Origin of the sequence: Loktanella sp. DJP18 (assembly GCF_049310965.1) — a bacterium.
Taxonomy (GTDB): domain Bacteria; phylum Pseudomonadota; class Alphaproteobacteria; order Rhodobacterales; family Rhodobacteraceae; genus Loktanella.
Genome location: NZ_JBMERN010000019.1, coordinates 1 through 23,381 on the forward strand (window position 1 = coordinate 1; position 23,381 = coordinate 23,381).

Below are 23,381 nucleotides of genomic sequence, written 5' to 3' on the forward strand. Positions count from 1 at the left end.
CTAACATTAACCACGTGTTGACGCCAAACGTTGCCACGGCGCTGGCTCAGGCCGCAACGCCACACGTGGCAGTCCCGCGGTAACGACATCTTCCCCTAGATGCACAGACCCTTGACGCGGCGGCGGGATGTCACCTCGGAGGCTTCGACGGTGCGAATGCGCAGGATCGCGTTGGCGAGCGGTTCATAGGTCACCGCCATCGCGTTGGCGTTCGCGTGGATCATCGTCGCGGGGTCCACCATCATGCCGACATGACCGCACCAGAAGATCAGATCGCCGCGTTGCAGCTCTGCGTCGGGGGCCAAGGCATCACCAAGCGCCTGTTCCTGCAGGTCGGCATCACCGGGACAAGGCATGTCGCAGGCGGTCAGGGCGGCCGCGATCAGGCCGGAACAGTCAAGCCCGCGCGTGGAATTGCCGCCCCAGAGGTAGGGCACGCCGAAGTGCAACTGCGCGATGGTCGCCGGGCTGGTGAAGGGCCGGTCGAGGGGGCGCAGGTGTTTTTTGGGAATGAAGCCCTGCGGGGTTTCGAAAAAGGCGCGGCGTTCGTCCAGCACGCGGACCCGCGCACCAAAGGGCAGTTGCATGACGTCGGGCGACTTCATGTCCTCGGCGGCATAGGCGTGGGTCGCGAAGGTGCCGACGCGGTGGGTCGGCACGGTTTCGGCAGTCAGCCGGTCCGAGGGGACATAGCCGACATAGCCGTCGCCCGCCTGCACGAAGGACCAGCCGGCGCGATCTTCCAGCACCGTCACAGCCTGCCCCAGCAGAAGCTGCCGGTCACGGCGGCCGTCCGGCGCGGTCAGCAGGTCGGTGACGGGGTGCGTCAGGGTCGCGGGCGTGCCGTCCACCGGGGTCAACCCGGCTTGCGGGCCAAGGCTGCGGAGGGCGACACGCGCATTGGCCGGCCAGAGACGGCGGTCGTGCGGGACGGAGGTGGTCACAGTTTCAGCAGGTCAGGCAGAGCGTCGAGGATCGCGCGCGCGCCCATGCCGACGCCCCCCTTGGGGCGGGCGGGCTTGGCTGTGGGGTTCCAGCCGTAGATATCGAAGTGAATGTAGGGTTTGTCGGTAAATCGCCGCAGGAACAGCGCTGCGGTGATTGCGCCAGCGAAACCGCCGGAGGGCGCGTTGTCGAGGTTCGCGATGCCGGGTTCGATCATGTCCTCGTACGGATCATGGAACGGCAGGCGCCAGACCGGATCGGCGACGCGGCCGGCGGCGGTGGCAAGGGCGGTCGCATGGTTGTCGTCGTCGGCAAAGAACGGCGACAGGTCCGGGCCGACGGCAACGCGGGCGGCCCCGGTCAGCGTCGCCATAGAGATCACGAGGGCGGTCTCCTCCTCGCAGGCGAAGGCCAGCGCGTCCGCCAGGACAAGGCGGCCTTCGGCGTCGGTATTGTTGACCTCGACCGTCAGCCCCTTGCGGCTGGTCAGGATGTCCTGCGGGCGGAAGGCATTGGCGGAAATGGAGTTTTCCACCGCAGGGATCAGGACGCGCAGGCGCAGGGGCATCCCGAGCGCCATGATCATGTGGGCAAGGCCCAGCACGGTGGCGGCACCGCCCATGTCCTTCTTCATCAGGCCCATGCTGCTGCCGGGCTTGATGTTCAGGCCACCGGTGTCGAAGCAGACGCCCTTGCCGACCAGCGTGATGTGCGGGCCTTCGGTCCCCCAGGTCATGTCGATCAGGCGTGGCGGCGTGGCCGAGGCGCGCCCGACCGCGTGGATCATCGGGAAGTTCTGCGTCAGCAGGTCGTCGCCGGTGATGACCGCGATCCGCGCGCCGTGCCGGTCGGCCAGCGTGCGGGCCGCTGATTCGAGGTCGGCGGGCGACATGTCGCTGGTCGGCGTGTTGATCAGGTCGCGGGTCAGCGCCTCTCCGGCGGCGATGGCTTCCAAGCGGGCGGCGTCGACGCCCTCGGGGGCGACAAGGCGGGCGGGGTCGGATTTCGGCTTGGCGTAGCGGTGGAAATCGTAGGATTCCATCAGCCAGCCCAGCGCCGTTTCCGTCAATGCGTCGCCAGTAAGACCAGAGGCCAAGGCATAGGTCCCGGCAGGCAGCTTGCGCGCGGCGGCGGCGACACCGAACCGGGTGCGGCGGCGGCTGGCGGCGCTTCCGTTGCCGACAAGGGCCGCCGCGACGGTGCCGTCGGGGTTCGGAATGGCAAGGGTGACACCGGAGGCACCCTTGAAGCCGCAGGTCAGCGCCCAGGCGCGATGCGGTGCGGGGATGCCGTCCATATCATCGGCGTCGATGACATGCAGGGGAATTGCGGAACTGTCGGGGGGGGCGAAGGTGATCATGCGAGGGTCCATTCTGGCTCCCTCCAGCGTAACGGACTGATCGGCGGCGGCAAGGCCGGATCAGAAGTCGCGGAAATCCCAGACCTGCGATATCGCGAGGTCAAAGCCGCGGTCGAGCCGGCACATCGTCGCTTCGAGGGCGACGCCATTCTTCTGGGCGGCGCAGGTGGCGACGTGGCGGGCGGCGGTCGCCACCTCGGTCAGGCCGATGCCCTGCGCCACGGCGGCCATGCGGTTGGACTGCCTGACCAGCTCCTCAAATCCGGCGATGGCGCGGATGTCCTGAAGGCGATTCAGCCGCACGGCGAGGTCTTCGAGCGCGCGGCAGATCGTTTCCTCGGCCACCTTGTCGCCGAGGTCCTTGTAGATCTCGGACAGCGGTCCGGGGTCCATCGCGGGATTTCGATGGCATTGCAGGACGGTGACGATGCTCATGGTTATGGGCCTTTGTGACAGGTGCTTTTCGATGCCCCGTCTTAGGCCGTGCGTGGTCACCATTTGATTGACGCAAACCCACGAAATCGCTCGAAATCCGTTCAAATTCGGCTTAACCTGCCCGCATATCCCGCCAGGAGTCCGCCCCGTGGAATTTGCAACGCCGCTGCCCGAATACCTCGTGAAACGCTATCAGGGCTGGAAGGCCACGACCTACGCGGAGAACCGAAGCTGGTACAAGAGGCTGGCGGAGGACGGTCAGCATCCGCGGGCGATGGTGATTTCCTGCTGTGACAGCCGGGTGCATGTGACCTCGATCTTCGGAGCGGATCAGGGCGAATTCTTCATCCACCGCAACATCGCGAACCTCGTGCCGCCCTATGCGGCGGACGGCAAGCAGCACGGCACATCGGCGACTGTCGAATACGCGGTCACGGCGCTGAAGGTGGCGCATATCGTGGTGCTGGGCCATTCAAGCTGCGGCGGCGTGCAGGGCTGTTTCGACATGTGCGAAGGCCACGCGCCGGAACTGGACGAAAAGACGAGTTTCGTCGGCCGCTGGATGGACATTCTGAGGCCCGGCTACGACCGGCTGCCACAGGGCGACCCCACCACACGCTTGCGCGCGTTGGAGAAGGAGGCGGTTCTGGTCAGCCTCGAGAACCTGATGACCTTCCCCTTCGTGAAGGCGGCGGTCGACGACGGGATGCTGTCGCTGCACGGGTTGTGGAACCACATCGGCGAAGGATCGCTGGAACACTACGACCCGGCGGTGAAGGGCTTTGTCACCGTCTGACGCGACCGCAAGGCAGGCAACAATCGCGTCGATCTCGTCCCCCGCGTGGCCTGAAGCGGTCTGGCAGGCATTCGGGCGCAACTGGCGGCTGCCGGCGCGGTTTGCGGTGCCTGCCGATTCCGGTCGAACCGCTTCGTCCGGGTCTGGATCGCGTCCTGCCCGGCGGTTCTGTGGTTGCGAGTCAGGCCGCGGGGTCAGGTCGGCAGCACATCGGGCAGGCGCAGGGTGAAGACGGTGCGCGCCTCGTTGCTGTCCACATCGAGCGTGCCGCCATGCCCCTTGGCGATCTCTGCCGCGATATAAAGGCCCAGACCCAGCCCTTCGCGGCTGGCGCGGCCGGTGCCTTGCTCGAAGGGCAGGAACAGCCGGGCGCGCTGTGCATCGCCGATCCGCGCGCCCTGATTGCTGACGGTGCAGACCAGCGCCTTGCCTTCGATATGGGCGTCCAGCGTGATGACGGTGTCCGGCGTGCCATAGGTGACGGCGTTGGCCAGCAGGTTCGACAGCAGTTGCGCCACCCGGTCGCTGTCGCAAACCAGTACGTCCGGCAGGTCGATCGATGCCTCGATCCGCTGATCGGGGGACACGGCCGCCAGTTCTTCGACGATCTGTTGCAGGACGGGCACCAGACCCCCGTTGGCTGTCGCATTGATGATCAGCCCCTCGCCGGTGCGCTTGCGCGCGCTGTCCAGCAGGTTTTCGATCAGCAGGGCCATGCGCTTGACCGACCCCTTCATCAGCGTGACGATGCGCGACAGGTCGTCCGACATCTCGCGTCGTTCCATCATGCGGAAGCCCGACGACAGGACGCTGACCGGATTCCGCAGGTCATGCGCGAGGATCGCGATGAAGCGGTCCTGCATGTCTGCGAGATGGCGTTCGTGACCGACGGCGGCTTCCGAAACTTCAAGTTGCTCTGACATCTCCAGCCCTTCGCCGATGATCTGCGCAAACAGGCGGAACATGCTGACGATGCGGTCGTCTGACACGGTGCGGGGCGTCGGGTCGATGGCGCAGAGCGTGCCGAAAAAGCTGCCGTCGCGGCGATGGATCGGGACGGAAATATAGCTGCGGTAGCCGTATTGCACGGGCGAACGGTGGTCGGACCAGACCTTGTCGGCCGCCACATCGTCGATAACGATCTCGGCATTGGACCGATGCACTTCGTGGCAGAGGGTCGTTTCGATGTCGAGTTCATCGCCGGGCAGGAGACCGAAGGCGATGGTGTCGACGGCCCGGCAGGTGATCCACCGGCTGTCGGTAACCCGCGCGACGGCGGCAAAGCCCATGCCGGTCGCAAGCTGGATGGTTTCCAGGATCACCGGCACCTGCGCATTGCTGGCGATGGCGGCAATATCACGCTGGAAATCGGTGTCGGCGTCAACCATCGGGTGTCCGTCCTGAAAGGCTAAAAGATGGGCTGTTGAGACAGGATAAGCCGATCAAATCGATACAACTGGGTAAACCACGAACACGGCCAGACCACCTGAGGCCCGTCCTTCTTCGGCATGTCGGATGACATATCACCCGGTGGCGCAAATGCAAACGCGCAACCCGTTGCCGGATTGCGCATTCTATCGAGACGACCGACCGGTCAGCCTTTCTTGAGGCACTCGCGGCCGAGGAGTTCGGCGATCTGCACGGCGTTCAGGGCGGCGCCCTTGCGCAGGTTGTCGGAGACGCACCACAGGTTGATGCCGTTGTCGACAGTGCTGTCGTCGCGGATGCGGCTGATGAAGGTCGCGTAGTCGCCGACACATTCGACGGGCGTGACGTAGCCGCCGTCCTCGCGCTTGTCGATCACCATGATGCCCGGGGATTCGCGCAGGATGTCGCGCGCCTCATCGGCATCCAGCGGGTTCTCGAACTCGATGTTGATCGCCTCGGAATGGCCGACGAAGACCGGCACGCGCACGCAGGTGGCCGTGACCTTGATCTTCGGATCGAGGATCTTCTTGGTCTCGGCGACCATCTTCCATTCTTCCTTGGTTTCACCGGAATCGAGGAAGACATCGATGTGCGGGATCACGTTGAAGGCGATCTGCTTGGTGAACTTCGTCGGCGGCTTGGAATCCGTCGGGTTGTAGATGGATTTCGTCTGGTCCCAGAGCTCGTCCATGCCTTCCTTGCCCGCGCCGGACACGGACTGGTAGGTGCTGACGACGACGCGGCGGATCGTGGAGCGGTCGTGCAGGGGCTTCAACGCCACGACCATCTGTGCCGTGGAACAGTTGGGGTTGGCGATGATCATCTTCTTTTTGTAGCCGTGGACGGCCTGCGGGTTCACCTCGGGCACGATCAGCGGCACGTCGGCGTCGTAGCGATAAAGCGACGAGTTGTCGATCACGACGCAACCGGCGGCGGCGGCCTTGGGGGCGTATTTCTGCGTCGCCTCGGAGCCTACGGCGAAGAGCGCGATGTCCCAGCCGGTGAAATCGAAGGTGTCCAGGTCGGTGGTCTTCAGGGTGCGCTCGCCGAAGCTCACCTCGGTGCCCAACGATTTGCGGCTGGCGAGTGCGGCGATCTGGTCGATCGGGAATTCCCGCTCGGCCAGAATGTTCAGCATTTCGTGGCCCACGTTGCCCGTGGCGCCGACGACGACGACCTTGTAACCCATCTGTCACGCTCCTTGGTTCAGACCCGGCGGGTCTTACGCGCCATTGATGCAAAGGGAAAGGGGGTCAGTCGGTGCGATCGCCGGCCGTGAGGTAGATCAGCAACCCGACGGCCAGAAGCGCCGCAAAGGCGGCGAAGAGCCATGTGAAGGACTGGTCCGGCGCGGCCCCGGCGCGGTAGATCGGGCCGGTTGCGTATTGCATGAGCCCGGTGCCGCCGATGCCGAAGAGGTTCATCAGCGTGACGCCGCGCCCGGTAAGGTGCGGCGGAAAGAATGCCCGCCCGTGGGCGATGATCATGCCATAGGCAGAGCCCGCGAAGCCGAGGATCGCCAGCAGGGCGGTCGCGCGCAACAGGCCGGCGGCGGGATCGAGCGCCAGTGCGACAAGTGCGGCAAGGGCGATGACATTGCCGCCGATCACGACCCACTTGCGGCTGCCCAGCATCCGGTCAAGCGGGCCGTAGGCGAAGTTGCCCGCGATCATCGCAAGGCCCATGACCAAGGTGACGCGGCCGATGGTCAGGGTATCGGCTGCAAAGATTTCCTCGAGATACGGCCCGGCCCAGAGACCCCGGACCCCCGCCGCAGGGGCGTAGTTCACGAACATCATCGCGAAGATCGGCCAGAGGGCCGGGATGCGCAGCAGATCGAGGACGGAGCCGCTGGCGTCGGTGCCGATCCGGTCGGGGTCGCGCACGAGGAACGCGATGGCTGCGGCGGTGAACAGGCTGAGGACGGCGAGCGCCACCATGCTGGGGCGCCAGCCGTAGGTCGCCACGGCCCAGGCCAGCGGCGAGGCACCGGCGATGTTGCCGAGCGAGCCGAGACCGATCATCGCCGTGGCAAGGGTGGCGAAGAGGCGCGCGGGATACTGGCGGGCGAAGATGTAGTAGGCGGCCATCAGGACGGGAGAGCAGCCGACGCCGATCAGCGCCATCGCGAGCGTGATGTGCGCGGGCGACTGCGCAAGCGCAAAGGCCAGCGCGCCCCCGGCCCCACCCGCGCCGAAGAGCAGCGACGCAGTCCAGCGAGGCCCGAACCGGTCCAGAGCCGCGCCCACGGGTATCTGCATCGCGGCAAAGACGAGGAACCAGACGCCGGACGCGGTGGCGAGGTTCTCGGGCGTCGCCCCGAGATCGGCCTTCAGCACCGGAGAGAGGACCGGCAGGAAGGCACGGAAGAATTGCGACAGCGCGTAGGACAGGGCAAGGACGATCAGGCCTTTGGTCATGGGGTGCGCTCTCCTTGTCGGCATCGTCGTGGCACGGCGATCGCCGGTTGCGCAAGGGGTGGCGGTTGTCCTGGGGCGCGGCCCCAGACCCCGAGGTATTTTTGACGAGAAGAAGCCGGAAACCCGGATGAGGTGTCAGGCTGGCTGGACAGTGCGGGTGGGGGGCGTAAGGTCGGGCCATGCCGGATACCCCCACCCTGCCCCGCTTTGCCGACCCTGCGCCGCGGGGGCTCTGCACCGATTGCGGCGTTAGCCGGATGGCGGATGCCGCGGCCTGCGGGCGCGCCTGCCAATTCATCAGGCCGGACTATCCGGCGGCGGAAGTCCGTGTGCATGGGCGTATCGCCGGGACGCAGGGCGACGAGGAAATCTTTGGCGTGCATCGGGCCATGTACCGCGCCCGGATGGTGCAGCCCGCCGATGGGGCGCAGTGGACGGGGATCACGACCGGGCTGGCGGCGGAGTTGCTGCGCACCAAGGCCGTCGATGCGGTGCTGGCGATGGTTCCTGACGCCGCCGACCGCTGGGCCCCGCGCCCCGCGATCCTGACCACGCCCGCGCAGATGGCGCAGGCGCGGGGGATGCGGATGGGCTATGCGCCGCTGCTGGCCTTGCTGGAACCGGCGCGGGCGGCGGGTCATCGGCGGATCGCGGTCATCGGGATACCGTGCCAGATCCATGCCCTGCGCGCGCTGGAGGCGGAGCTGGGCTTCGACAGGCTTTACGTCATCGGCACGCCCTGTTCGGACAACACGACGACGGCCAATTTCCACGGCTTTCTGGCGCGGCTAACGGATGTGCCCGAGACCGTGACCTACCTTGAATTCCGCGCCGACTATCACGTGGAACTGCGGTTCACCGACGGTACGCGGCGGCTGATCCCGTTCCTGCAACTACCGCTGTCGGACCTGCCGGGCGACTTCTTTCCGCTGACCTGCCGGACCTGCGTGGATTACACGAACCGGCTGGCGGACATCACCGTCGGCTACATGGCCGGCGAGGGCGACCAATGGCTGATCGTGCGCAATGACCGCGGGGCCGAGATGCTGGCGGCCCTGGGCGACCGGGTGGCACTGTCGGCGCCGGGGTCGCGGGGCAAGCGGGCGGGGCCGGTGAAGGGCTTCATCGCGAACACCGCGCGGGCTGCGGGTGGCCTGCCGCTGCGGCGGATGCCGCAGTGGATGCGGCCCCTGATGGGCTGGCTGATGCCGAAGCTGGGGCCGAAGGGCCTTGAGTTCGCCCGTGCGCGGGTCGAGATGAAGGCGGCCGAGACGATCCTGCACCTGCGCCGCGAGGAACCGGCCAAGATGAAGAACATGATCCCCGGCCACGTCTGGCGGATCGCCGCGCCCTACGGGCTGACGCCCGATGCGACAGAACAAAGCGGCGTCGACGCGCCGTGAGTGGGACAACCGCAGAACATCACGGCGCTGTTTCGCGATGGCGGCAGCACCCGCTGCACGGTTGACCGACGCGGTCGCCCTTCACGCCGGTGCGGTCCGCAGATGGTTGCGCAGGATGTGGCGGTAAAGCCCGATGCCCAGCCGCGAAATCTGGCCGGACTGGTCGGTCCCGTCGAGCGTGCCGAAGCCGCGGATGTCGCGGTCCCTGCGGGCGATCCGAAAGCCTGCACCGACCTCGGACATCTCGGTAAAGGCGGTCAGGCGCGCGGCGGCGTCGCTGCCGTCGTCGAGGTCCACGTCGGTCATCAGCAGCATGTGCGCGGGCAGGCGGCTGCGCCCGATCCGGCCGCGCAACTGGTGCAGTTGCGACAGACCGAAGCGGTCGGCGTTCCAGACGACCATCGTGTTGGCGCGACCGTTGTCCAGCCCGCTTTCGATGATCGAGGTCGACAGCAGCACGTCGACATCGCCGTTCATGAAGCGGAGCATCGCCGCCGCCATCTCCTCGTCCGGCATCTGGCCGTGGGCTATGATGTAACTGAAGTCGACCTTGCGGGCCTTCAGAACCGCGTCCAGCCGATCCACGCCCGACACCCGCGGGCAGACGATGTAGCATTGACCGTCCCGCGCCACCTCGACCGCGATCGCGTCAAGGATGGCGTCCGCATCGCGGCGCATCAGCCGGGTCTTCACCGGTTTGCGATTCTTTGGCGCGGTGGCCACGACCGACACGTCGACCAGGCCGATTTCCGCGGCGGCAAGCGATCGGGGAATGGGCGTCGCGGTCATGCTGAGGACGTGGATGCCGTTCGCCAAGTGGCGCAGATGATCCTTCTGGTCCTCGCCGAACTTCTGCTCCTCGTCGATGATGACAAGGGCAAGGCTGGCAAAGGACAGGGTGTCGTCCAGTAGCGCCTGCGTGCCAACGACGACGCCGATGGCACCATCGGCCAGACCATCGCGGACCGCGCGCCGGTGCTCGGCCCCTGTCAACCGCGAGAGTTCGGCGATCCGGATGCCGGTCTGGGCGAACCGGGCCGTGAAGGTCGCGAAGTGTTGCCGCGCGAGCACCGTCGTCGGGGCCGCGACGACGACCTGATGGCCGGCCAGCGCCGCAGCGGCGGCGGCGCGCAGCGCAACTTCGGTCTTGCCGAAACCGACGTCGCCGATCAGCAGCCGGTCCATCGGCGTGACCTGCGCCAGATCGTCCAGAACGGCAGCAATGGCGCGGGTCTGGTCGCGGGTGGGGGCGTGGCCGAAAGCGTCTGCGAAGGCGGCAAAGGCCCCGGCATCAGGCGTAAGCGGCTGCGCGCGGGCGGTCTTGCGGGCGCGGTCGATCTCGATCATGCGGTCGGCGCTTTCGCGCAATTCCACGATCATCTCGTCACGCCGCCGCGCCCAGTCGTCGGACTTCAGCCGGTCCAGCGTCAGGCTGTCGGCGGGGGCACCGAAACGCCAGAAGTCGTGGCCTTCCTGCGCGGGCAGCATCATCTTGCCGCCGTTGCGATAGACGAAGGTCGTCAGCGTCTGGTGCGCGTCGCCGAGGTCGCATTCCATGACACCGTCATAGCGGGCAAGGCCGTGTTCGAAGTGGACGACCGCGTCGCCGGGTTCCAGCGCGTCCTCGCCAAACAGCAGGTCGTGGTCGCGGTCGTTCAATTGGCGGGTGGACATCGTGATCCCTCTGACGGTGTGTCAGCAAACGCGGGACCCCAGCATTTGATCCCCGGCACAGCGAAAAGGCGCGCGGGGTCAAACCTGTTTCAGAATGGACAGGATGCGCGCGTCAGATCGCGGCCTTGCGGCTTTCGTCCAGGTAGATTTCCCGCAGGCGCGCCGCGACTGGACCGGGCTTGCCAGTGCCGACGGGCTGGCCGTCCATCTCGACCACCGGCATGACGAAGGTGGTCGCCGAGGTGACGAAGGCCTCGTCCGCCGCAAGCGCCTCTGCAATCGTGAAGGGGCGTTCCTCGACCTTCATCTGCGCCTCGCGGGCAAAGCGCAGGACGGCGGCGCGGGTGATGCCTTGCAGGATCTCGTGACCCAGTTGCCGGGTGATGATCGTGTTGCCCTTGACGATATAGGCGTTGTTGGACGTGCCTTCAGTCACGACATCATCCTCTACCATCCAGGCATCGTCGCAGCCTGCGGCCTTGGCCATCATCTTGCCCATGCTGGGATACAGAAGCTGCACCGTCTTGATGTCGCGGCGGCCCCAGCGCTGGTCCGGGATCGAGATGACCTTGATCCCCTGCCTTGCCGCCGGGCTGTCCGCCAGGCCGGGCTTGGACTGGGTGAACAGCACGACGGTCGGTGCCGTGTCGGGGGCCGGATAGGCAAAGTCGCGGTCGCCGGGATTGCCGCGCGTGATCTGAAGGTAGATCATGCCGTCGGTGATGTCGTTCAGGCGCACCAGTTCGCGGTGGACCTCCAGCAGGTCCTCCTTGCTGGAAGGATGCCGGATGTCGAGCTCATCGAGCGAGCGTTGCAGGCGCACCGCGTGACCGTCGAAGTCCAGCAGCTTGCCGTCCAGCACGGAGGTCACCTCATACACGCCGTCAGCCATCAGGAAGCCACGGTCGAAGATCGAGACCTTGGCCTCGTCCTCTGGCAGGTAATCGCCGTTCAGATAGACGGTGCGCATGGTGTCATCCCCAAAGTGCGGCGCTGGGCGGGTGCACGCCAGCGGTGTCATAGTGCAAAGGTGCCGTGCGGTCCTGCGACAGAAGCAGCGGCCCGTCAAGGTCCGTGAAGGCGGCGCCTGCGGTCAGCAGCGTGGCGGGGGCCATCGCCAGCGACGATCCCACCATGCAGCCGACCATCACGGCATAGCCTTCGGCCTCGGCCGCGCGTTTCAGCGCCAGTGCCTCTGTCAGACCGCCGGTCTTGTCGAGCTTGATGTTCACCATGTCATATTTGCCGCGCAGGCTCGGCAAGGACGCGCGGTCGTGGCAGCTTTCATCGGCGCAGACCGGCAGCGGGCGGGCGATGTCGGCCAGCAGTTCGTCGGCCCCGGCAGGCAGCGGCTGTTCCACCATTGCCACGCCAAGACGCAGCAGATGCGGGGCGAGGTCGGCATAGACCTCCGCCGTCCAGCCTTCGTTCGCGTCCACGATGATGACCGGTTCGGGCGCGCCGCGGCGCACCGCCTCGAGCCGCGCCATGTCGTCGGGGGTGCCGAGCTTGATCTTCAACAGAGGGCGATGCGCGTTCAGCGCCGCCTGCCGCTGCATCGCGTCGGGCGTGTCGAGCGACAGGGTATAGGCCGTGACGGTCGGTCGCGGCTCGGGCAGACCTGCAAGGTCCCAGACACGCACACCCGCCTGTTTGGCGGCAAGGTCCCACAGGGCACAGTCGACCGCGTTGCGCGCGGCCCCGGCGGGCAGCAGGTGTTGCAGGCTGTCGCGCGTCAGATCCGCCGGCAGTCCGGCGATCTGTGCCGTCACGCTGTCCAGCGTCTCGTCGTAGCGCGCATAGGGCACGCATTCGCCGCGGCCCGCCAGATCCCCGTCCGTGACCGTCACGGTCAGCACCTGCGCCTCGTTCCGTGATCCGCGCGAGATGGTAAAGACCTGCGCCAGCGGGAATACGTCCCGCGTCACCTCAATGTGCATGACATCCCTTTCATCTGGCCAGACAAACTCCCGCCGGAGGCAACGGTCCTGCTTGCAGGACCGTTCCCTTACGCAAGCAGTGCATCCACCAGCCGTCCGGCACCCTGTCGGTAGGGGTCGACGGTCGGCAGGCCCATGCGATCCTCGACTTCGCGCAGGTATCCTTCGAACGCATCGTCGGCCAGATGCTGCGTGTTCACGGAAATGCCGACGACCAGACAGGCGGGGTTCGCGATCCGCGCCAAAGGCAGGGCGGTGTCGCGCAGCGCCTCGAGTGTCGGCAGTGCGTAGTCCGGCAGACCGCGCATGTGGGTGCGGGTCGGCTCATGTGCGAGAATCAGCGCGTCTGGCCTGCCGCCGTGGACCAGCGCCATCGTCACGCCGGAATAGCTGATGTGGAACAGGCTGCCCTGCCCTTCGATGTGGTCCCAGTGGTCGGCGTCGTTGTCGGGCGTCAGCCATTCGACGGCTCCCGCCATGAAGTCGGCGACCACGGCATCCAGCGGCACGCCTTCCCCGGTGATCAGGATGCCGGTCTGGCCTGTGGCGCGAAAGCTGGATTTCAGCCCGCGCGCCTTCATCTCGGCGTCCATCGCCAGCGCGGTATACATCTTGCCGACGGAACAATCGGTGCCGACGGTCAGCACGCGGCGCCCGGTGCGCGGGATGCCCGATGCGATGGGATACTTGACGGTCGGCATGCGGACGTCGTGCAGGGTGCGACCGTGCCGGATCGCGGCGGCGACGAGGTCGGGGTCTTCGCGCAGCAGGTTGTGCAGACCCGACGCGATGTCATAGCCCGCCGCCAGCGCCGTCAGCAGGACGTCCTTCCACGCGGGCGAGATCAGGCCGCCCCGGTTGGCGACCCCGATCACGAGGGTCTTCGCCCCGGCGGCCAGACCCTCGTCCAGCGTCATCTCGGTCAGGGCAAGGTCGGCGCGACATTCGGGCAGGCGCAACTGGCCGACCACATGATCGGGCCGCCAGTCGCGGATGCCGATGGCGACCTTGCAGGCCAGCATGTCGGGCGCATCGCCGAGGAACAGCAGATAGGGGGTCTGGATCATGGGGACCTCTCCGGGGAATTGGGATCGGGGCAGCCTAGAACGGGAACGGGCGGGGCACCAGTCCGATGCCCCGCCCGAGTCCCTGTTGCGTGATGGAACGTCAGCCGTGGTAGGCCTGTTCGCCGTGGGCGGACAGATCGAGGCCGATGCGTTCGTCCTCTTCCGTCACGCGCAGGCCGATCAGCAGGTCGACCAACTTGTAAAGGATCAGGGACGCGATGCCGCACCAGACAATGGTGATGACGACCGCCTGAATCTGGATCAGGGTCTGGCCGGCCAGCGAATAGTCGTCGCCGCCCGTGCCGCCCAGTCCCGGCGCGGTGAAGATGCCCGTTCCGACCGCACCGATGATCCCGCCGATGCCGTGGACGCCGAAGACGTCGAGGCTGTCGTCATAGCCCATCTTGTTCTTGACCACGGCCACGAAGAAGTAGCACCCGGCTGAGGCGATGGCCCCCAGTGCGATCGCGCCCACCGGGCCGATGGTGCCGCAGGCCGGGGTCACGGCGACAAGGCCCGCGACCATGCCCGACGCAGCCCCCAGCATGGAGGCCTTGCCGCGGGTGAGCGCCTCGATCCCGCACCACGCCAGGATCGCACCCGCGGTGGCGGTGAAGGTGTTGATCATCGCAAGGGTGGCACCCGCCGTCGCCTCGAGGTTGGAACCGGCGTTGAAGCCGAACCAGCCCACCCACAGCATCGCGGCCCCGACCATCGTGAGGGTCATGGAGTGCGGGGCCATGTTGTCGCGACCGAAGCCCACGCGCTTGCCGATCATGATCGACCCGCACAGCGCCGCGATGCCTGCGTTGATGTGGACGACCGTGCCGCCGGCAAAGTCGATGGCGCCCATGTTGAAGATCAGGCCGGAGGCGTCCCAGACCATGTGGGCGATGGGGAAGTAGACGAAGGTGACCCAGAGCAGCACGAAGAGCAGCAGGGCCGAGAACCTGATCCGTTCGGCAAAGGCCCCGACGATCAGCGCGGGCGTGATCGCGGCGAATGTCATCTGGAAGGCGATGAACAGGTATTCCGGGATCATCACGCCGTCGGTGAAGGTGGCTGCCAGACTGTCCGCGTTGACGCCCGCCAGAAAAAGCTTGCCCATGCCACCCCAGTAGGGCGACGTGCCGCCGCCAAAGGCGAAGGAGTAGCCCCAGACCACCCAGACGACCATGACCATCGCGGTGATCAGCGTGCACTGCATCAGCACCGACAGCATGTTCTTGGTCCGCACGAGGCCGCCATAGAACAACGCCAGCCCCGGCAGGATCATGAACAGCACCAGCAGCGTGGCGGTCATCATCCAGGCGACGTCGCCCTTGTCGACGGTCGGCGTCGCATCCTGCGCCAGTGCCAATGTCGGCAGCAGGGCCGCTGCTCCCGCAGTCATCAATGTCTTCAATTTCATTCCCGTTGTCCCCAGTGCGCCGCTTACAGCGCGTCGTCGTTCGTCTCTCCGGTGCGGACGCGCATGGCGGCCTCAACGTCGAGGGTGAAGATCTTGCCGTCGCCGATCTTGTCGGTCTTGGCGGTGGCGGCGATGGTGGCGACGACCTGTTCGGCCAGGCTGTCCGGCACCACGATTTCAAGGCGCAGTTTCGGCACGAATTGCACGAGGTATTCCGCGCCGCGATAGACTTCGGTATGGCCTGACTGGGCCCCGAAGCCCTTGACTTCGGACACCATCATGCCGCGCACGCCGACGGCCGTCAGCGCCTCGCGCACTTCGTCGAGCTTGAACGGTTTGATCACGGCGATAATCAGTTTCATGACAGACTCCCTTCGTCCCATGCACCTGGCCGTCAGCAGTCGCCCGTCTTGCAGGCAGAACAAGCGGATTGCGGACCCGTCTGCCTGAAACAGTGGCACCTCAAGGGTCCGTGGCCCGTTTTTGCATCGGGCCGCCCAAGAAACGGGCGGAATGGAAAGCGTGAGCTAAAACAAGAATGGCCCGGGCATCGCTGCCCGGGCCACTGCAAAGGGTCTGTGGGAGGTCAGCCCTTCGCAAACTCCGGATAAGCTTCCATGCCCATTTCGGACATGTCGAGGCCGTTGATCTCTGCCTCTTCGCTGACACGGATGCCCATGACCGCCTTGAGGATCAGCCAGACCACCAGCGACACGACGAACATGAAGATGCCGATGGCGGCAAAGCCCACGAACTGCGTGACGAAAGAGGTGTCGGGCGAGTTGAACGGCACCACCATCGTGCCCCAGAACCCGGCGACGAGGTGGACCGGGATCGCACCGACGACGTCGTCGATCTTGAGCTTGTCGAGCATCGGGACGACCAGCACGGCGATGATACCGCCCACGGCCCCGATCAGCAGCGCGCCGAACAGCGAGGGATCGAGCGGACCCGCCGTGATGGACACGAGGCCCGCCAGCGCGCCGTTCAGCACCATCGTCAGGTCGACCTTGCCGTACATCAACTGCGTCAGGATCATCGCGGCCACCGCACCGGCAGAGGCTGCCATGTTGGTGTTGGCAAAGATGCGGCCCACGTCGGTGATGTCGCCCACGTTGCCGGCGGCCAGTTGCGACCCGCCGTTGAAGCCGAACCAGCCGAGCCACAGGATGAACGTCCCCAGCGTGGCAAGCGCCAGGTTGGAGCCTGGCATGGGGAAGGTCTTGCCGTCCTTGTAGCGACCGATCCGCGGACCCAGCACCAGCGCACCGGCCAAGGCTGCAAAGCCGCCAGCGGCGTGCACCAGAGTGGAGCCTGCGAAGTCGTAGAAGCCCATCTCGCTCAGCCAGCCGCCGCCCCACTGCCAGGATGCCTCGATCGGGTAGAGGAAGCCGGTCAGGACGACGGTGAAGATCAGGAAGGGCCACAGCTTGATGCGTTCGGCCAGCGTGCCGGATACGATCGAGGCGGTGGTGGCGCAGAACATGAGCTGGAAGAAGAAGTCGGAGGCGACGGACGCATAGTCGAGCGAGGCCGAGGCGGCGTCGAGGCCGACGGGTTCCAGCACGGTGGGCGAGAACAGCGTGCCGACATAGCCCGCGATGGTCCAGCCGTCGCCCGGATACATCAGGTTGAAGCCGACCAGCCAATACATGATGCCCGCGATGGCAAACAGCGCGATGTTCTTGGTCAACTGCGTGGTGACGTTCTTGGACCGCACCAGCCCGGCCTCGAGCATGGCGAAGCCTGCGGCCATCCACATGACGAGGAAGCCGCCGATCAGGAACAGCAGCGTGGTCATGATGTAGGGGCCGATTTCGTCGAAGGTCGGGGCCGCCGCCTCTGCAACTTCGGTCACGGCCTCGGCGGCGGTGGTATCCTGCGCCATGGCGACGATGGGCAGGAGAGCGAGCGCCGCCCCGGCCATCAGTGCTTTTTGAAGTGTGGTATTCATCGGATGTCGGTCCCTTTGTGATGGCGGCGCTTACAGCGCATCGTCGTTCAATTCGCCGGTGCGGACGCGCAGCGCGCCTTCGACGTCGAGGGTGAAGATCTTGCCGTCGCCGATCTTGTCGGTCTTTGCGGTGCTGGCGATGGTGGCGACGACCTGTTCGGCCATCGCATCGGGAACCACGATCTCGAGCTTGACCTTGGGCACGAAGTTCACGGCGTATTCGGCCCCACGGTAAATCTCGGTGTGACCCGACTGGGACCCGAAGCCCTTGATCTCGGACACCATCATGCCGCGCACGCCGATGGCAGTCAGCGCCTCGCGGACCTCCTCCAGCTTGAACGGCTTGATCGTTGCAATAATCAGTTTCACGTCTTTTTTTTCCCTCGTTCCCTGTGGCGGAGGTTTGACCCCCGGCGCTGCGGATGGGTCAAAAGGGACGGTGGACGGTGTGCGGCACAAGGAAACCCTGCCCGCCCGCGCCCCGGAATCCTGCGTTGTCGCACAATTTTTGCACAACTGCGAGCTGATGCTGAATTGTTATGCGTTCACAAAAAGGCAGCGGAGAATCGCCCAGTGCGCGGGACATGGGCGACATCGCAGGATAAGATCGCCAAAAGCAGTCAAAAGACGGACCGGGCAGACAATGGCAAGACGCACCACTTCGGGAAAATCGCTGGTTGCGGATCGGCGCTATGATGCGCGGGCCGCTGCACCGGCCAAGCCGGAACCGAAACGCCGCAGGCGCAAGGCTGCGCCACGCAAGCGCGGGCTGGTCGGCTGGCTGTTGTTTCCGTTCACCTATCTGCTGGGACTGGGCCTGCGGGTCGCCTGGCGGCTGGGACTGGCCTTCGGCGTGATCCTGGCGGGTGCGGTGCTGTATTTCGCGTCGCAGATGCCGCCGATCACGACCATCGTCGATGCCCGGACGCGGGGATCGGTGACGATGCTGGACCGGGACGGCAGCGTCTTTGCCTGGCGCGGCGACCAGTTCGGCGGGATGGTCACGGCGGACAGCGTGTCGCCCTACCTGCACGATGCAGTCGTCGCGACCGAGGACCGCCGCTTTTACCGCCACCTTGGGCTAAGCCCGCGCGGCATCGCCAGCGCCATCCGCATCAACCTGAGCGAGGGGCGCGGCCCGCTGTCGGGCAATGGCGGATCGACGATCACGCAACAGGTCGCCAAACTGCTGTGCCTTGGCGTGCCCTACGATACGTCGGAATGGGAGTCGGAGGCGGCCTATGAGGACGACTGCCGTCGCACGACGATCTGGCGCAAGGCGAAAGAGGCCATTTTCGCGATGGGCATGGAGGTCGCCTATTCCAAGGAGGACATCCTGACCATCTACTTTAACCGCGCCTACCTCGGTGCGGGCAGCCGCGGGTTCGAGGCTGCGGCGCAGCGCTATTTCGGCAAGTCCGCGGCCGAGGTGGGTCCGGCCGAAGCCGCGATGCTGGCGGGGCTGCTGAAAGCGCCGACAAGCTATGCGCCCACCAGCAACATGGACCGGGCGGTCGGTCGCGCCAATGTCGTGATCGGTCTGATGGAGGAGGAGGGCTACCTGACGGCCGAGCAAGCGGCCGAGGCCCGCGCACGACCCGCGCAATTGAGCGATGCCGCGCAGGCCAAGGCGGGCGGCTACTTTGCCGACTGGATCATGGCTCAGGGCCCGGATTTCCTGACCCGCGACACGACAGAGGACGTGGTGATCCGCACCACGCTGGACCAGCGCATCCAGACGGCGGCGGAAACTGCGCTGCTGTCGATCTTCGAGGCCAAGCTGAAGCCGTCGTCCGAGGCGCAGGCCGCGATTGTCGTGATGAGCGCGGACGGTGCCGTGCGCGGCATGGTCGGCGGGCGCGACGTGCGGGCCTCTGGCGAATTCAACCGCGCCACACAGGCACGACGGCAGCCGGGGTCGGCCTTCAAACCCTTCATCTACGCGACGGCGCTGGACCTGGGGTGGAGCCCGAACGACATGATCAACGACGCGCCGTTGACGATCAACATTCCGGGCTCTCCGTCCTGGACGCCAGACAACTACGACCATGTCTTTAAGGGGCCCGTGACCTTAACCGAGGCCCTGTACGAATCGCGCAACATCCCGGCGATCCGCCTGTCGGAGGCGGTGGGCAGCGATCTGGTGCGGGACGTGGCGCGCAAGTTCGGGATCGAAAGCGACCTTGCCGCCGGCCCCGCCCTGGCGCTGGGCGTATCCGAAAGCACCCTGCTCGAGATGACGGGGGCCTATGCGGGCATCCTGAACGGCGGATCGGCGGTGCAGCCCTATGGTCTGATCGACCTGCGCCTGAAGGGCGACGACGCGCCCCTGATGGACAATCAGGGGACCGGCCTGCAGGAACGGGTGATCCAGCAAAGGGCCGCCCGGCAACTGACCTACATGATGAGCCAGGTCGTCGCCCGCGGCACCGGCACGCGGGCCCAGATCCCGGGGTGGGAGCTGGCGGGCAAGTCGGGAACGACAAACTCCTCTCGCGATGCGTGGTTCATCGGCTTCAACGCGGAATACGTCGTGGGCGTCTGGATGGGCTATGACGACAACAGCCCGATGACCGGTGTCACGGGCGGTGGATTGCCGGCGGAAATCTGGCAGGCGACGGTGTCGCGCGTCGTGGCGGGCGAAACGCCGAAGCCCTTGCCGCTGGACTTGCCCGGCGCCAGCGCCGGCGGCAATATCGTTCCGGATCAAGGCATTACCGCGGATCGAGAGATCCTGGACGTGCTGGGCAATATCCTGAACGGGCTGAACTGATCAGTCGGTTGAGTCGGCCGGCGTCCCTGCGGGGGCATCGGCCGGTGTGACGGGATCCGCCGGCGGCGGGATCGTGGGAGCTGCGTCGGCGACCGGATCGGTCACGGACGGCCCATCACCGGGGGCAGGACAGCGGTCGTAGACGAAGGCGTAGCCGTCCCAGACCATGATGATGCCGTCGTCCTGCGCCTTGTTCATCAGCATCGCGCGTTCCGAAAAGACGGTATCGTCGCCGCTGCACTGCATCGTGTATAGCAGCGCATCCATATCGAGGACGTTAACCGGGTTCGCCATACGGCACTCCACCTCGACCCCGTAGAAGATGTCGTCCTCTATCTTGACCGATCCGCCGTCGATCCCGACCAGCGCACATTCGGCGTTCGCCGCCTGCCTGTAGGTGCCGTCGTAAGGCCCGGCCATGGTCGCGGTCGCACAAAGGCCTGCCAGCATGGCATGACCGCAAATCGATTTCATCGCTGCATTCCCCCCTGCTGCGCCATGATCCGCGTGATGTTATTCATTCTCTGGTCCCGTGTCACGTTGCCCGCACGGCGACACATCGTTTACGGGATCGATCCGATGATGTGGCGACAACGCCACGACGCGCCCGCGCTGACGCAGAATTCAGGTGTTTCGTAAGGGTTTGAGGGTTAGGATGAGAGAACGGTCCGCGAAGGGTCGGAAACGGGGCGCAGGGCATGAGCAACAACGATCAGGCTGTGAAACGTGGTGCAGCCGAACTTGCCGCCGTCCGCCGCGAAGGTCGGCCACTGTACTGGGCCGTCGCGATCTTCAGCTTTTTCGTGAACATGCTGATGCTGACCGGACCGCTTTACATGCTCAACGTCTATGACCGGGTGCTGGGCAGCCGCAGCCTGGAAACGCTGATCGCGCTGTCCGTGCTGGTGGCGTTCCTTTACGGCATGATGGGCATCCTCGATTTCGTGCGCGGCCGGGTCATGGGCCGCCTGGGCGCGCGGTTTCAGGCCCGGCTGGATCGCCGGGTCTTTGCGGCGTCGCTGCGCGCGTCGAACCAGTCCCGCCCGCCGGAAGAAGCGCGCACCGCCCTGCGCGATCTGGAGGCGGTGCAGCGGCTGATCACGTCGCCTGCGCTGATGTCGCTGTTCGATCTGCCGTGGACGCCATTGTTCTTTTTCGGCATTTTCATTTTCCACCCGGCGCTGGGCATCCTGGCGCTGGTCGGGGGTGCGGTGCTGGTCGTGGTGGCGGTGGCCAACCAGATCGCAACGAAGACGCCGCTGGAAACCGCCAACGCGGCATCCTTTCAGTCCGAGGCGCTGGGTGCGCAGATCCGCACCGAAAGCGAGATGGTGCATGCGCTGGGCATGCGCGGGGCGGCGTTCGACCGCTGGCAGATCGCGCGGGGCGCGTCACTGGACGCCACGATCGGGGCCTCCGATTCCGCCGGGACCTATACCGCGATGACCCGCACGTTCCGCTTGTTCCTGCAGTCGGCCATGCTGGGCCTTGGCGCCCTGCTGGTGCTGGAGGGTCAGTTGACCGCCGGTGCGATGATCGCGGGGTCGATCCTGATGGGCCGCGCCCTTGCCCCAATCGAGACGATCGTGGGTCAATGGGCCGCCTTTCAAAAGGGCCGCGAAGGATGGACACGTCTGTCGCGCCTGCTGGGTGAGGTGCCCGAGGACACGCCCCGCACCACCCTGCCCGCCCCCCGCGCGATCCTGACCGCCGACAGCGTCACGGTCGTCCCGCCCGGCGAAAGCCAGGCGGCGCTCCGGATGATCAGCTTCGAGGTGAAGCCGGGGCAGGCCATCGGCGTGATCGGCACCTCTGGTGCGGGCAAGTCGACGCTGGCGCGCGCGCTGACCGGCGTCTGGCGGCCAGCGGGTGGCAAGATCCGCCTCGATGGGGCGTCGCTGGAACAATACGATGCGGATACGCTGGGCAAATACATCGGCTACCTGCCGCAACGGGTGCAATTGTTCGACGGCACGATCCGGGACAACATCGCGCGCATGTCGATGACCCCCGACGATGCCGCTGTGGTGGCCGCCGCCAAGAAGGCCGCGGCGCACGAGATGATCCTGAAGCTGCCCGACGGCTACGACACCCGCGTCACCGCCAGCGGCGGGCGGCTGTCAGGCGGGCAGATGCAGCGCGTCGGGCTGGCCCGCGCCATGTATGGCGATCCGGTGATCCTCGTGCTGGACGAACCGAACAGCAACCTCGACAACGACGGATCGATGGCGCTGAACAACGCGATCCGGGTGGCGAAATCCGAAGGCAAGGCGGTCTTCATCATGGCGCACCGGCCGGCCGCCATTCAGGAATGCGACTTGCTGCTGGTGATCGAAAACGGCACGCGGCGCGCCTTTGGCCCCAAGGAAGAGGTGTTGCGCGACGTGCTGCGCAACGCCGACCAGATCACCGCCACGGCCGGACAGGCGGCGGGCGTGCAATGACCGATCCCCACATCCCCAGCCGCTGGTCCGCCGCGAAGCCGTTGATCACGGGTACGCTTGCCGTGGGCGTCCTGGTCGGCGGTTTCGGCACTTGGGCCGTCTTTGCCAACATCACCGGGGCCGTCATTGCGCAGGGCCAGATCGAGGTCGACCGCAACCGTCAGGTCATCCAGCACCCCGACGGCGGCGTGGTCGACGCGATCCTCGTCGACGAGGGCGAGGAGGTCGCAGCGGGCGACATGCTGATCCAGCTCGATTCCTCGGCCATCGTCAGCGAACTCGCGGTCGTCGAAGGGCAACTTTACGAAATCCTGTCGCGCCGCGCCCGGTTCGAGGCCGAACGCGACGGCGCGACCGAACTCACGTTTGACCCCCTCCTGCAGGAGGCGGGGGTCGCCGCGGCCGACCTGATGGAGGGGCAGCAGCGCCTGTTCGAGGCGCGGCTCGACAGCCTGCGGAAGGCGACAGAGCAACTGGCCCAGCAGGAGATGCAGATCGCCAGCCAGATCGACGGGATCACGGCCCAGCAGACCGCAATGGTCGAACAGACCGCCCTGATCGAGGAGGAACTGACCGACCAGCAAAGCCTGCTTGACCGCGGTCTGGCGCAGGCCAGCCGCGTGCTGGCGCTGCGGCGCGAGGCATCGAACATGAAGGGTCGGATGGGCGAACTGACAGCCCAGGCGGCACAGGCGGCCGAACGGCGGACCGAGATCGAGATTCAGGTGCTTGGCCTGACCACCACCCGCCGCGAGGAGGCGATCACCCGCCTGCGCGACCTGCAATACAACGAACTCGAACTGTCCGAACGCCGGCGGACCCTGCGCCAGCAGCTTGACCGGCTGGACATCCGCGCGCCGGTGGGCGGCGTGATCTACGGGCTGACGGTCTTTGCGCCGCGGTCGGTGATCCGGCCTGCCGATCCACTGATGTATCTGGTGCCGCAGGACCGCCCGCTGGTCATCGCGACGCGGGTGCAGGTCACGGACATCGACCAGATCCATCTGGGTCAGGACGTGGTTCTGCGCCTCTCGGCCTTCGACCAGCGCCGCACGCCGGAGCTGACCGGACATGTCACGCAGGTCTCGGCCGATGCGTTCCAGAACGAACAGAACGGCGCGTCCTTCTACCGGGCCGAGGTGCAGATGGACGAGGGCGAGATCGACAAGCTGCCCGCCGGCATGACCCTGATCCCAGGTATGCCGGTCGAAGCCTATGTCCGCACGGCAGAGCGGACGCCGATGGAATATTTCCTGAAACCGATGGCCGATTATTTCGCCAAGGCTTTCCGCGACTCCTAGATGGACGCCGCCCCCGCCGCGCCCTAGGTT

20 protein-coding genes are annotated in these 23,381 nt (G+C 66.2%); 5 read left to right on the forward strand and 15 right to left on the reverse strand.

The features are described from left to right. Positions 1-95: 95 nt before the first annotated feature. From ACOI1H_RS07765 to ACOI1H_RS07775, 3 genes are read right to left on the reverse strand one after another with little or no spacing between them, the layout of a single operon-like run. A complete protein-coding gene (locus ACOI1H_RS07765) occupies positions 96-944 on the reverse strand; it encodes a C40 family peptidase (protein ID WP_422436413.1) in 849 nt (282 codons plus the stop codon). Then, positions 941-2,305: a leucyl aminopeptidase family protein gene (locus tag ACOI1H_RS07770; protein WP_422436414.1), complete on the reverse strand. Its 1,365-nt coding sequence runs from the start codon at positions 2,303-2,305 to the stop codon at positions 941-943. The genes ACOI1H_RS07765 and ACOI1H_RS07770 overlap by 4 nt, the downstream gene beginning before the upstream one ends. Positions 2,306-2,365: 60 nt before the next feature. Continuing rightward, positions 2,366-2,740 (reverse strand): hypothetical protein, encoded by a 375-nt coding sequence (locus ACOI1H_RS07775; RefSeq protein ID WP_422436415.1) that lies wholly within the window; start codon positions 2,738-2,740, stop codon positions 2,366-2,368. 148 nt (positions 2,741-2,888) lie between these two features. Here ACOI1H_RS07775 and ACOI1H_RS07780 point away from each other — a divergent pair, with 148 nt between their 5' ends. Next, complete coding sequence (locus ACOI1H_RS07780; RefSeq protein ID WP_422436417.1) at positions 2,889-3,536, forward strand: carbonic anhydrase; 648 nt, start codon at positions 2,889-2,891, stop codon at positions 3,534-3,536. A 194-nt stretch (positions 3,537-3,730) separates the two neighbouring features. On the opposite strand, the gene ACOI1H_RS07785 is transcribed toward ACOI1H_RS07780, so the two are convergent. The 3 genes from ACOI1H_RS07785 to ACOI1H_RS07795 form a co-directional block, all read right to left on the reverse strand. After that, positions 3,731-4,924, reverse strand: coding sequence for a GAF domain-containing sensor histidine kinase (locus ACOI1H_RS07785; protein WP_422436419.1), 1,194 nt, complete (start codon positions 4,922-4,924; stop codon positions 3,731-3,733). A 206-nt stretch (positions 4,925-5,130) separates the two neighbouring features. Next, the gene (locus ACOI1H_RS07790; protein WP_422436421.1) at positions 5,131-6,153 is read right to left on the reverse strand and encodes an aspartate-semialdehyde dehydrogenase; all 1,023 of its coding nucleotides are present in this window, start codon (positions 6,151-6,153) and stop codon (positions 5,131-5,133) included. A 64-nt stretch (positions 6,154-6,217) separates the two neighbouring features. Then, positions 6,218-7,384: an MFS transporter gene (locus ACOI1H_RS07795; RefSeq protein ID WP_422436423.1), complete on the reverse strand. Its 1,167-nt coding sequence runs from the start codon at positions 7,382-7,384 to the stop codon at positions 6,218-6,220. Positions 7,385-7,563: 179 nt separating this feature from the next. Here ACOI1H_RS07795 and ACOI1H_RS07800 point away from each other — a divergent pair, with 179 nt between their 5' ends. Next, positions 7,564-8,787 (forward strand): Coenzyme F420 hydrogenase/dehydrogenase, beta subunit C-terminal domain, encoded by a 1,224-nt coding sequence (locus ACOI1H_RS07800; RefSeq protein WP_422436425.1) that lies wholly within the window; start codon positions 7,564-7,566, stop codon positions 8,785-8,787. An 81-nt stretch (positions 8,788-8,868) separates the two neighbouring features. On the opposite strand, the gene ACOI1H_RS07805 is transcribed toward ACOI1H_RS07800, so the two are convergent. The 8 genes from ACOI1H_RS07805 to ACOI1H_RS07840 form a co-directional block, all read right to left on the reverse strand. After that, entirely contained in the window at positions 8,869-10,461 is a 1,593-nt protein-coding gene (locus tag ACOI1H_RS07805; RefSeq protein WP_422436427.1) for a DEAD/DEAH box helicase, read from the reverse strand. Positions 10,462-10,573: 112 nt separating this feature from the next. After that, a complete protein-coding gene (locus ACOI1H_RS07810) occupies positions 10,574-11,431 on the reverse strand; it encodes a D-amino-acid transaminase (RefSeq protein ID WP_422436429.1) in 858 nt (285 codons plus the stop codon). A 4-nt stretch (positions 11,432-11,435) separates the two neighbouring features. Then, positions 11,436-12,401 carry an N-acetyl-D-Glu racemase DgcA gene (gene dgcA / locus ACOI1H_RS07815; protein ID WP_422436431.1) on the reverse strand — a complete coding sequence of 322 codons (966 nt, stop codon included), beginning with the start codon at positions 12,399-12,401 and terminating at the stop codon, positions 11,436-11,438. Between the two features lie 68 nt (positions 12,402-12,469). Continuing rightward, the gene (dgcN, locus tag ACOI1H_RS07820) at positions 12,470-13,468 is read right to left on the reverse strand and encodes an N-acetyltransferase DgcN (RefSeq protein ID WP_422436432.1); all 999 of its coding nucleotides are present in this window, start codon (positions 13,466-13,468) and stop codon (positions 12,470-12,472) included. Positions 13,469-13,568: 100 nt separating this feature from the next. Beyond that, on the reverse strand, positions 13,569-14,861 hold the full coding sequence (locus ACOI1H_RS07825; RefSeq protein ID WP_422436508.1) for an ammonium transporter: 1,293 nt from the start codon (positions 14,859-14,861) through the stop codon (positions 13,569-13,571). A gap of 41 nt (positions 14,862-14,902) precedes the next feature. Then, on the reverse strand, positions 14,903-15,241 hold the full coding sequence (locus ACOI1H_RS07830; RefSeq protein WP_422436433.1) for a P-II family nitrogen regulator: 339 nt from the start codon (positions 15,239-15,241) through the stop codon (positions 14,903-14,905). 224 nt (positions 15,242-15,465) lie between these two features. Beyond that, entirely contained in the window at positions 15,466-16,833 is a 1,368-nt protein-coding gene (locus ACOI1H_RS07835; protein WP_422436435.1) for an ammonium transporter, read from the reverse strand. A gap of 30 nt (positions 16,834-16,863) precedes the next feature. After that, the gene (locus ACOI1H_RS07840; protein ID WP_422436437.1) at positions 16,864-17,202 is read right to left on the reverse strand and encodes a P-II family nitrogen regulator; all 339 of its coding nucleotides are present in this window, start codon (positions 17,200-17,202) and stop codon (positions 16,864-16,866) included. A gap of 274 nt (positions 17,203-17,476) precedes the next feature. Here ACOI1H_RS07840 and ACOI1H_RS07845 point away from each other — a divergent pair, with 274 nt between their 5' ends. Beyond that, positions 17,477-19,606, forward strand: coding sequence for a transglycosylase domain-containing protein (locus tag ACOI1H_RS07845; RefSeq protein ID WP_422436439.1), 2,130 nt, complete (start codon positions 17,477-17,479; stop codon positions 19,604-19,606). On the opposite strand, the gene ACOI1H_RS07850 is transcribed toward ACOI1H_RS07845, so the two are convergent. Next, complete coding sequence (locus ACOI1H_RS07850) at positions 19,607-20,080, reverse strand: hypothetical protein (protein WP_422436441.1); 474 nt, start codon at positions 20,078-20,080, stop codon at positions 19,607-19,609. It lies immediately after the preceding gene. Between the two features lie 224 nt (positions 20,081-20,304). Here ACOI1H_RS07850 and ACOI1H_RS07855 point away from each other — a divergent pair, with 224 nt between their 5' ends. Both ACOI1H_RS07855 and ACOI1H_RS07860 read left to right on the forward strand, forming a co-directional pair. Then, positions 20,305-22,050, forward strand: a complete 1,746-nt coding sequence (locus ACOI1H_RS07855; protein WP_422436442.1) for a type I secretion system permease/ATPase — start codon at positions 20,305-20,307, stop codon at positions 22,048-22,050. Next, on the forward strand, positions 22,047-23,351 hold the full coding sequence (locus ACOI1H_RS07860) for an HlyD family type I secretion periplasmic adaptor subunit (RefSeq protein ID WP_422436444.1): 1,305 nt from the start codon (positions 22,047-22,049) through the stop codon (positions 23,349-23,351). The genes ACOI1H_RS07855 and ACOI1H_RS07860 overlap by 4 nt, the downstream gene beginning before the upstream one ends. Positions 23,352-23,381 lie beyond the last annotated feature (30 nt).

Coding starts and splice junctions, on each gene's coding strand:
- ACOI1H_RS07835 (WP_422436435.1), bottom strand. CDS start 16,833: ATGAATACCACACTTCAAAAAGCACTGATGGCCGGGGCGGCGCTCGCT.
- ACOI1H_RS07845 (WP_422436439.1), top strand. CDS start 17,477: ATGGCAAGACGCACCACTTCGGGAAAATCGCTGGTTGCGGATCGGCGC.
- ACOI1H_RS07860 (WP_422436444.1), top strand. CDS start 22,047: ATGACCGATCCCCACATCCCCAGCCGCTGGTCCGCCGCGAAGCCGTTG.
- ACOI1H_RS07850 (WP_422436441.1), bottom strand. CDS start 20,080: ATGAAATCGATTTGCGGTCATGCCATGCTGGCAGGCCTTTGTGCGACC.
- dgcN (WP_422436432.1), bottom strand. CDS start 13,468: ATGATCCAGACCCCCTATCTGCTGTTCCTCGGCGATGCGCCCGACATG.
- ACOI1H_RS07805 (WP_422436427.1), bottom strand. CDS start 10,461: ATGTCCACCCGCCAATTGAACGACCGCGACCACGACCTGCTGTTTGGC.
- dgcA (WP_422436431.1), bottom strand. CDS start 12,401: ATGCACATTGAGGTGACGCGGGACGTATTCCCGCTGGCGCAGGTCTTT.
- ACOI1H_RS07775 (WP_422436415.1), bottom strand. CDS start 2,740: ATGAGCATCGTCACCGTCCTGCAATGCCATCGAAATCCCGCGATGGAC.
- ACOI1H_RS07810 (WP_422436429.1), bottom strand. CDS start 11,431: ATGCGCACCGTCTATCTGAACGGCGATTACCTGCCAGAGGACGAGGCC.
- ACOI1H_RS07785 (WP_422436419.1), bottom strand. CDS start 4,924: ATGGTTGACGCCGACACCGATTTCCAGCGTGATATTGCCGCCATCGCC.
- ACOI1H_RS07795 (WP_422436423.1), bottom strand. CDS start 7,384: ATGACCAAAGGCCTGATCGTCCTTGCCCTGTCCTACGCGCTGTCGCAA.
- ACOI1H_RS07800 (WP_422436425.1), top strand. CDS start 7,564: ATGCCGGATACCCCCACCCTGCCCCGCTTTGCCGACCCTGCGCCGCGG.
- ACOI1H_RS07825 (WP_422436508.1), bottom strand. CDS start 14,861: ATGACTGCGGGAGCAGCGGCCCTGCTGCCGACATTGGCACTGGCGCAG.
- ACOI1H_RS07790 (WP_422436421.1), bottom strand. CDS start 6,153: ATGGGTTACAAGGTCGTCGTCGTCGGCGCCACGGGCAACGTGGGCCAC.
- ACOI1H_RS07855 (WP_422436442.1), top strand. CDS start 20,305: ATGAGCAACAACGATCAGGCTGTGAAACGTGGTGCAGCCGAACTTGCC.
- ACOI1H_RS07770 (WP_422436414.1), bottom strand. CDS start 2,305: ATGATCACCTTCGCCCCCCCCGACAGTTCCGCAATTCCCCTGCATGTC.
- ACOI1H_RS07830 (WP_422436433.1), bottom strand. CDS start 15,241: ATGAAACTGATTATCGCCGTGATCAAACCGTTCAAGCTCGACGAAGTG.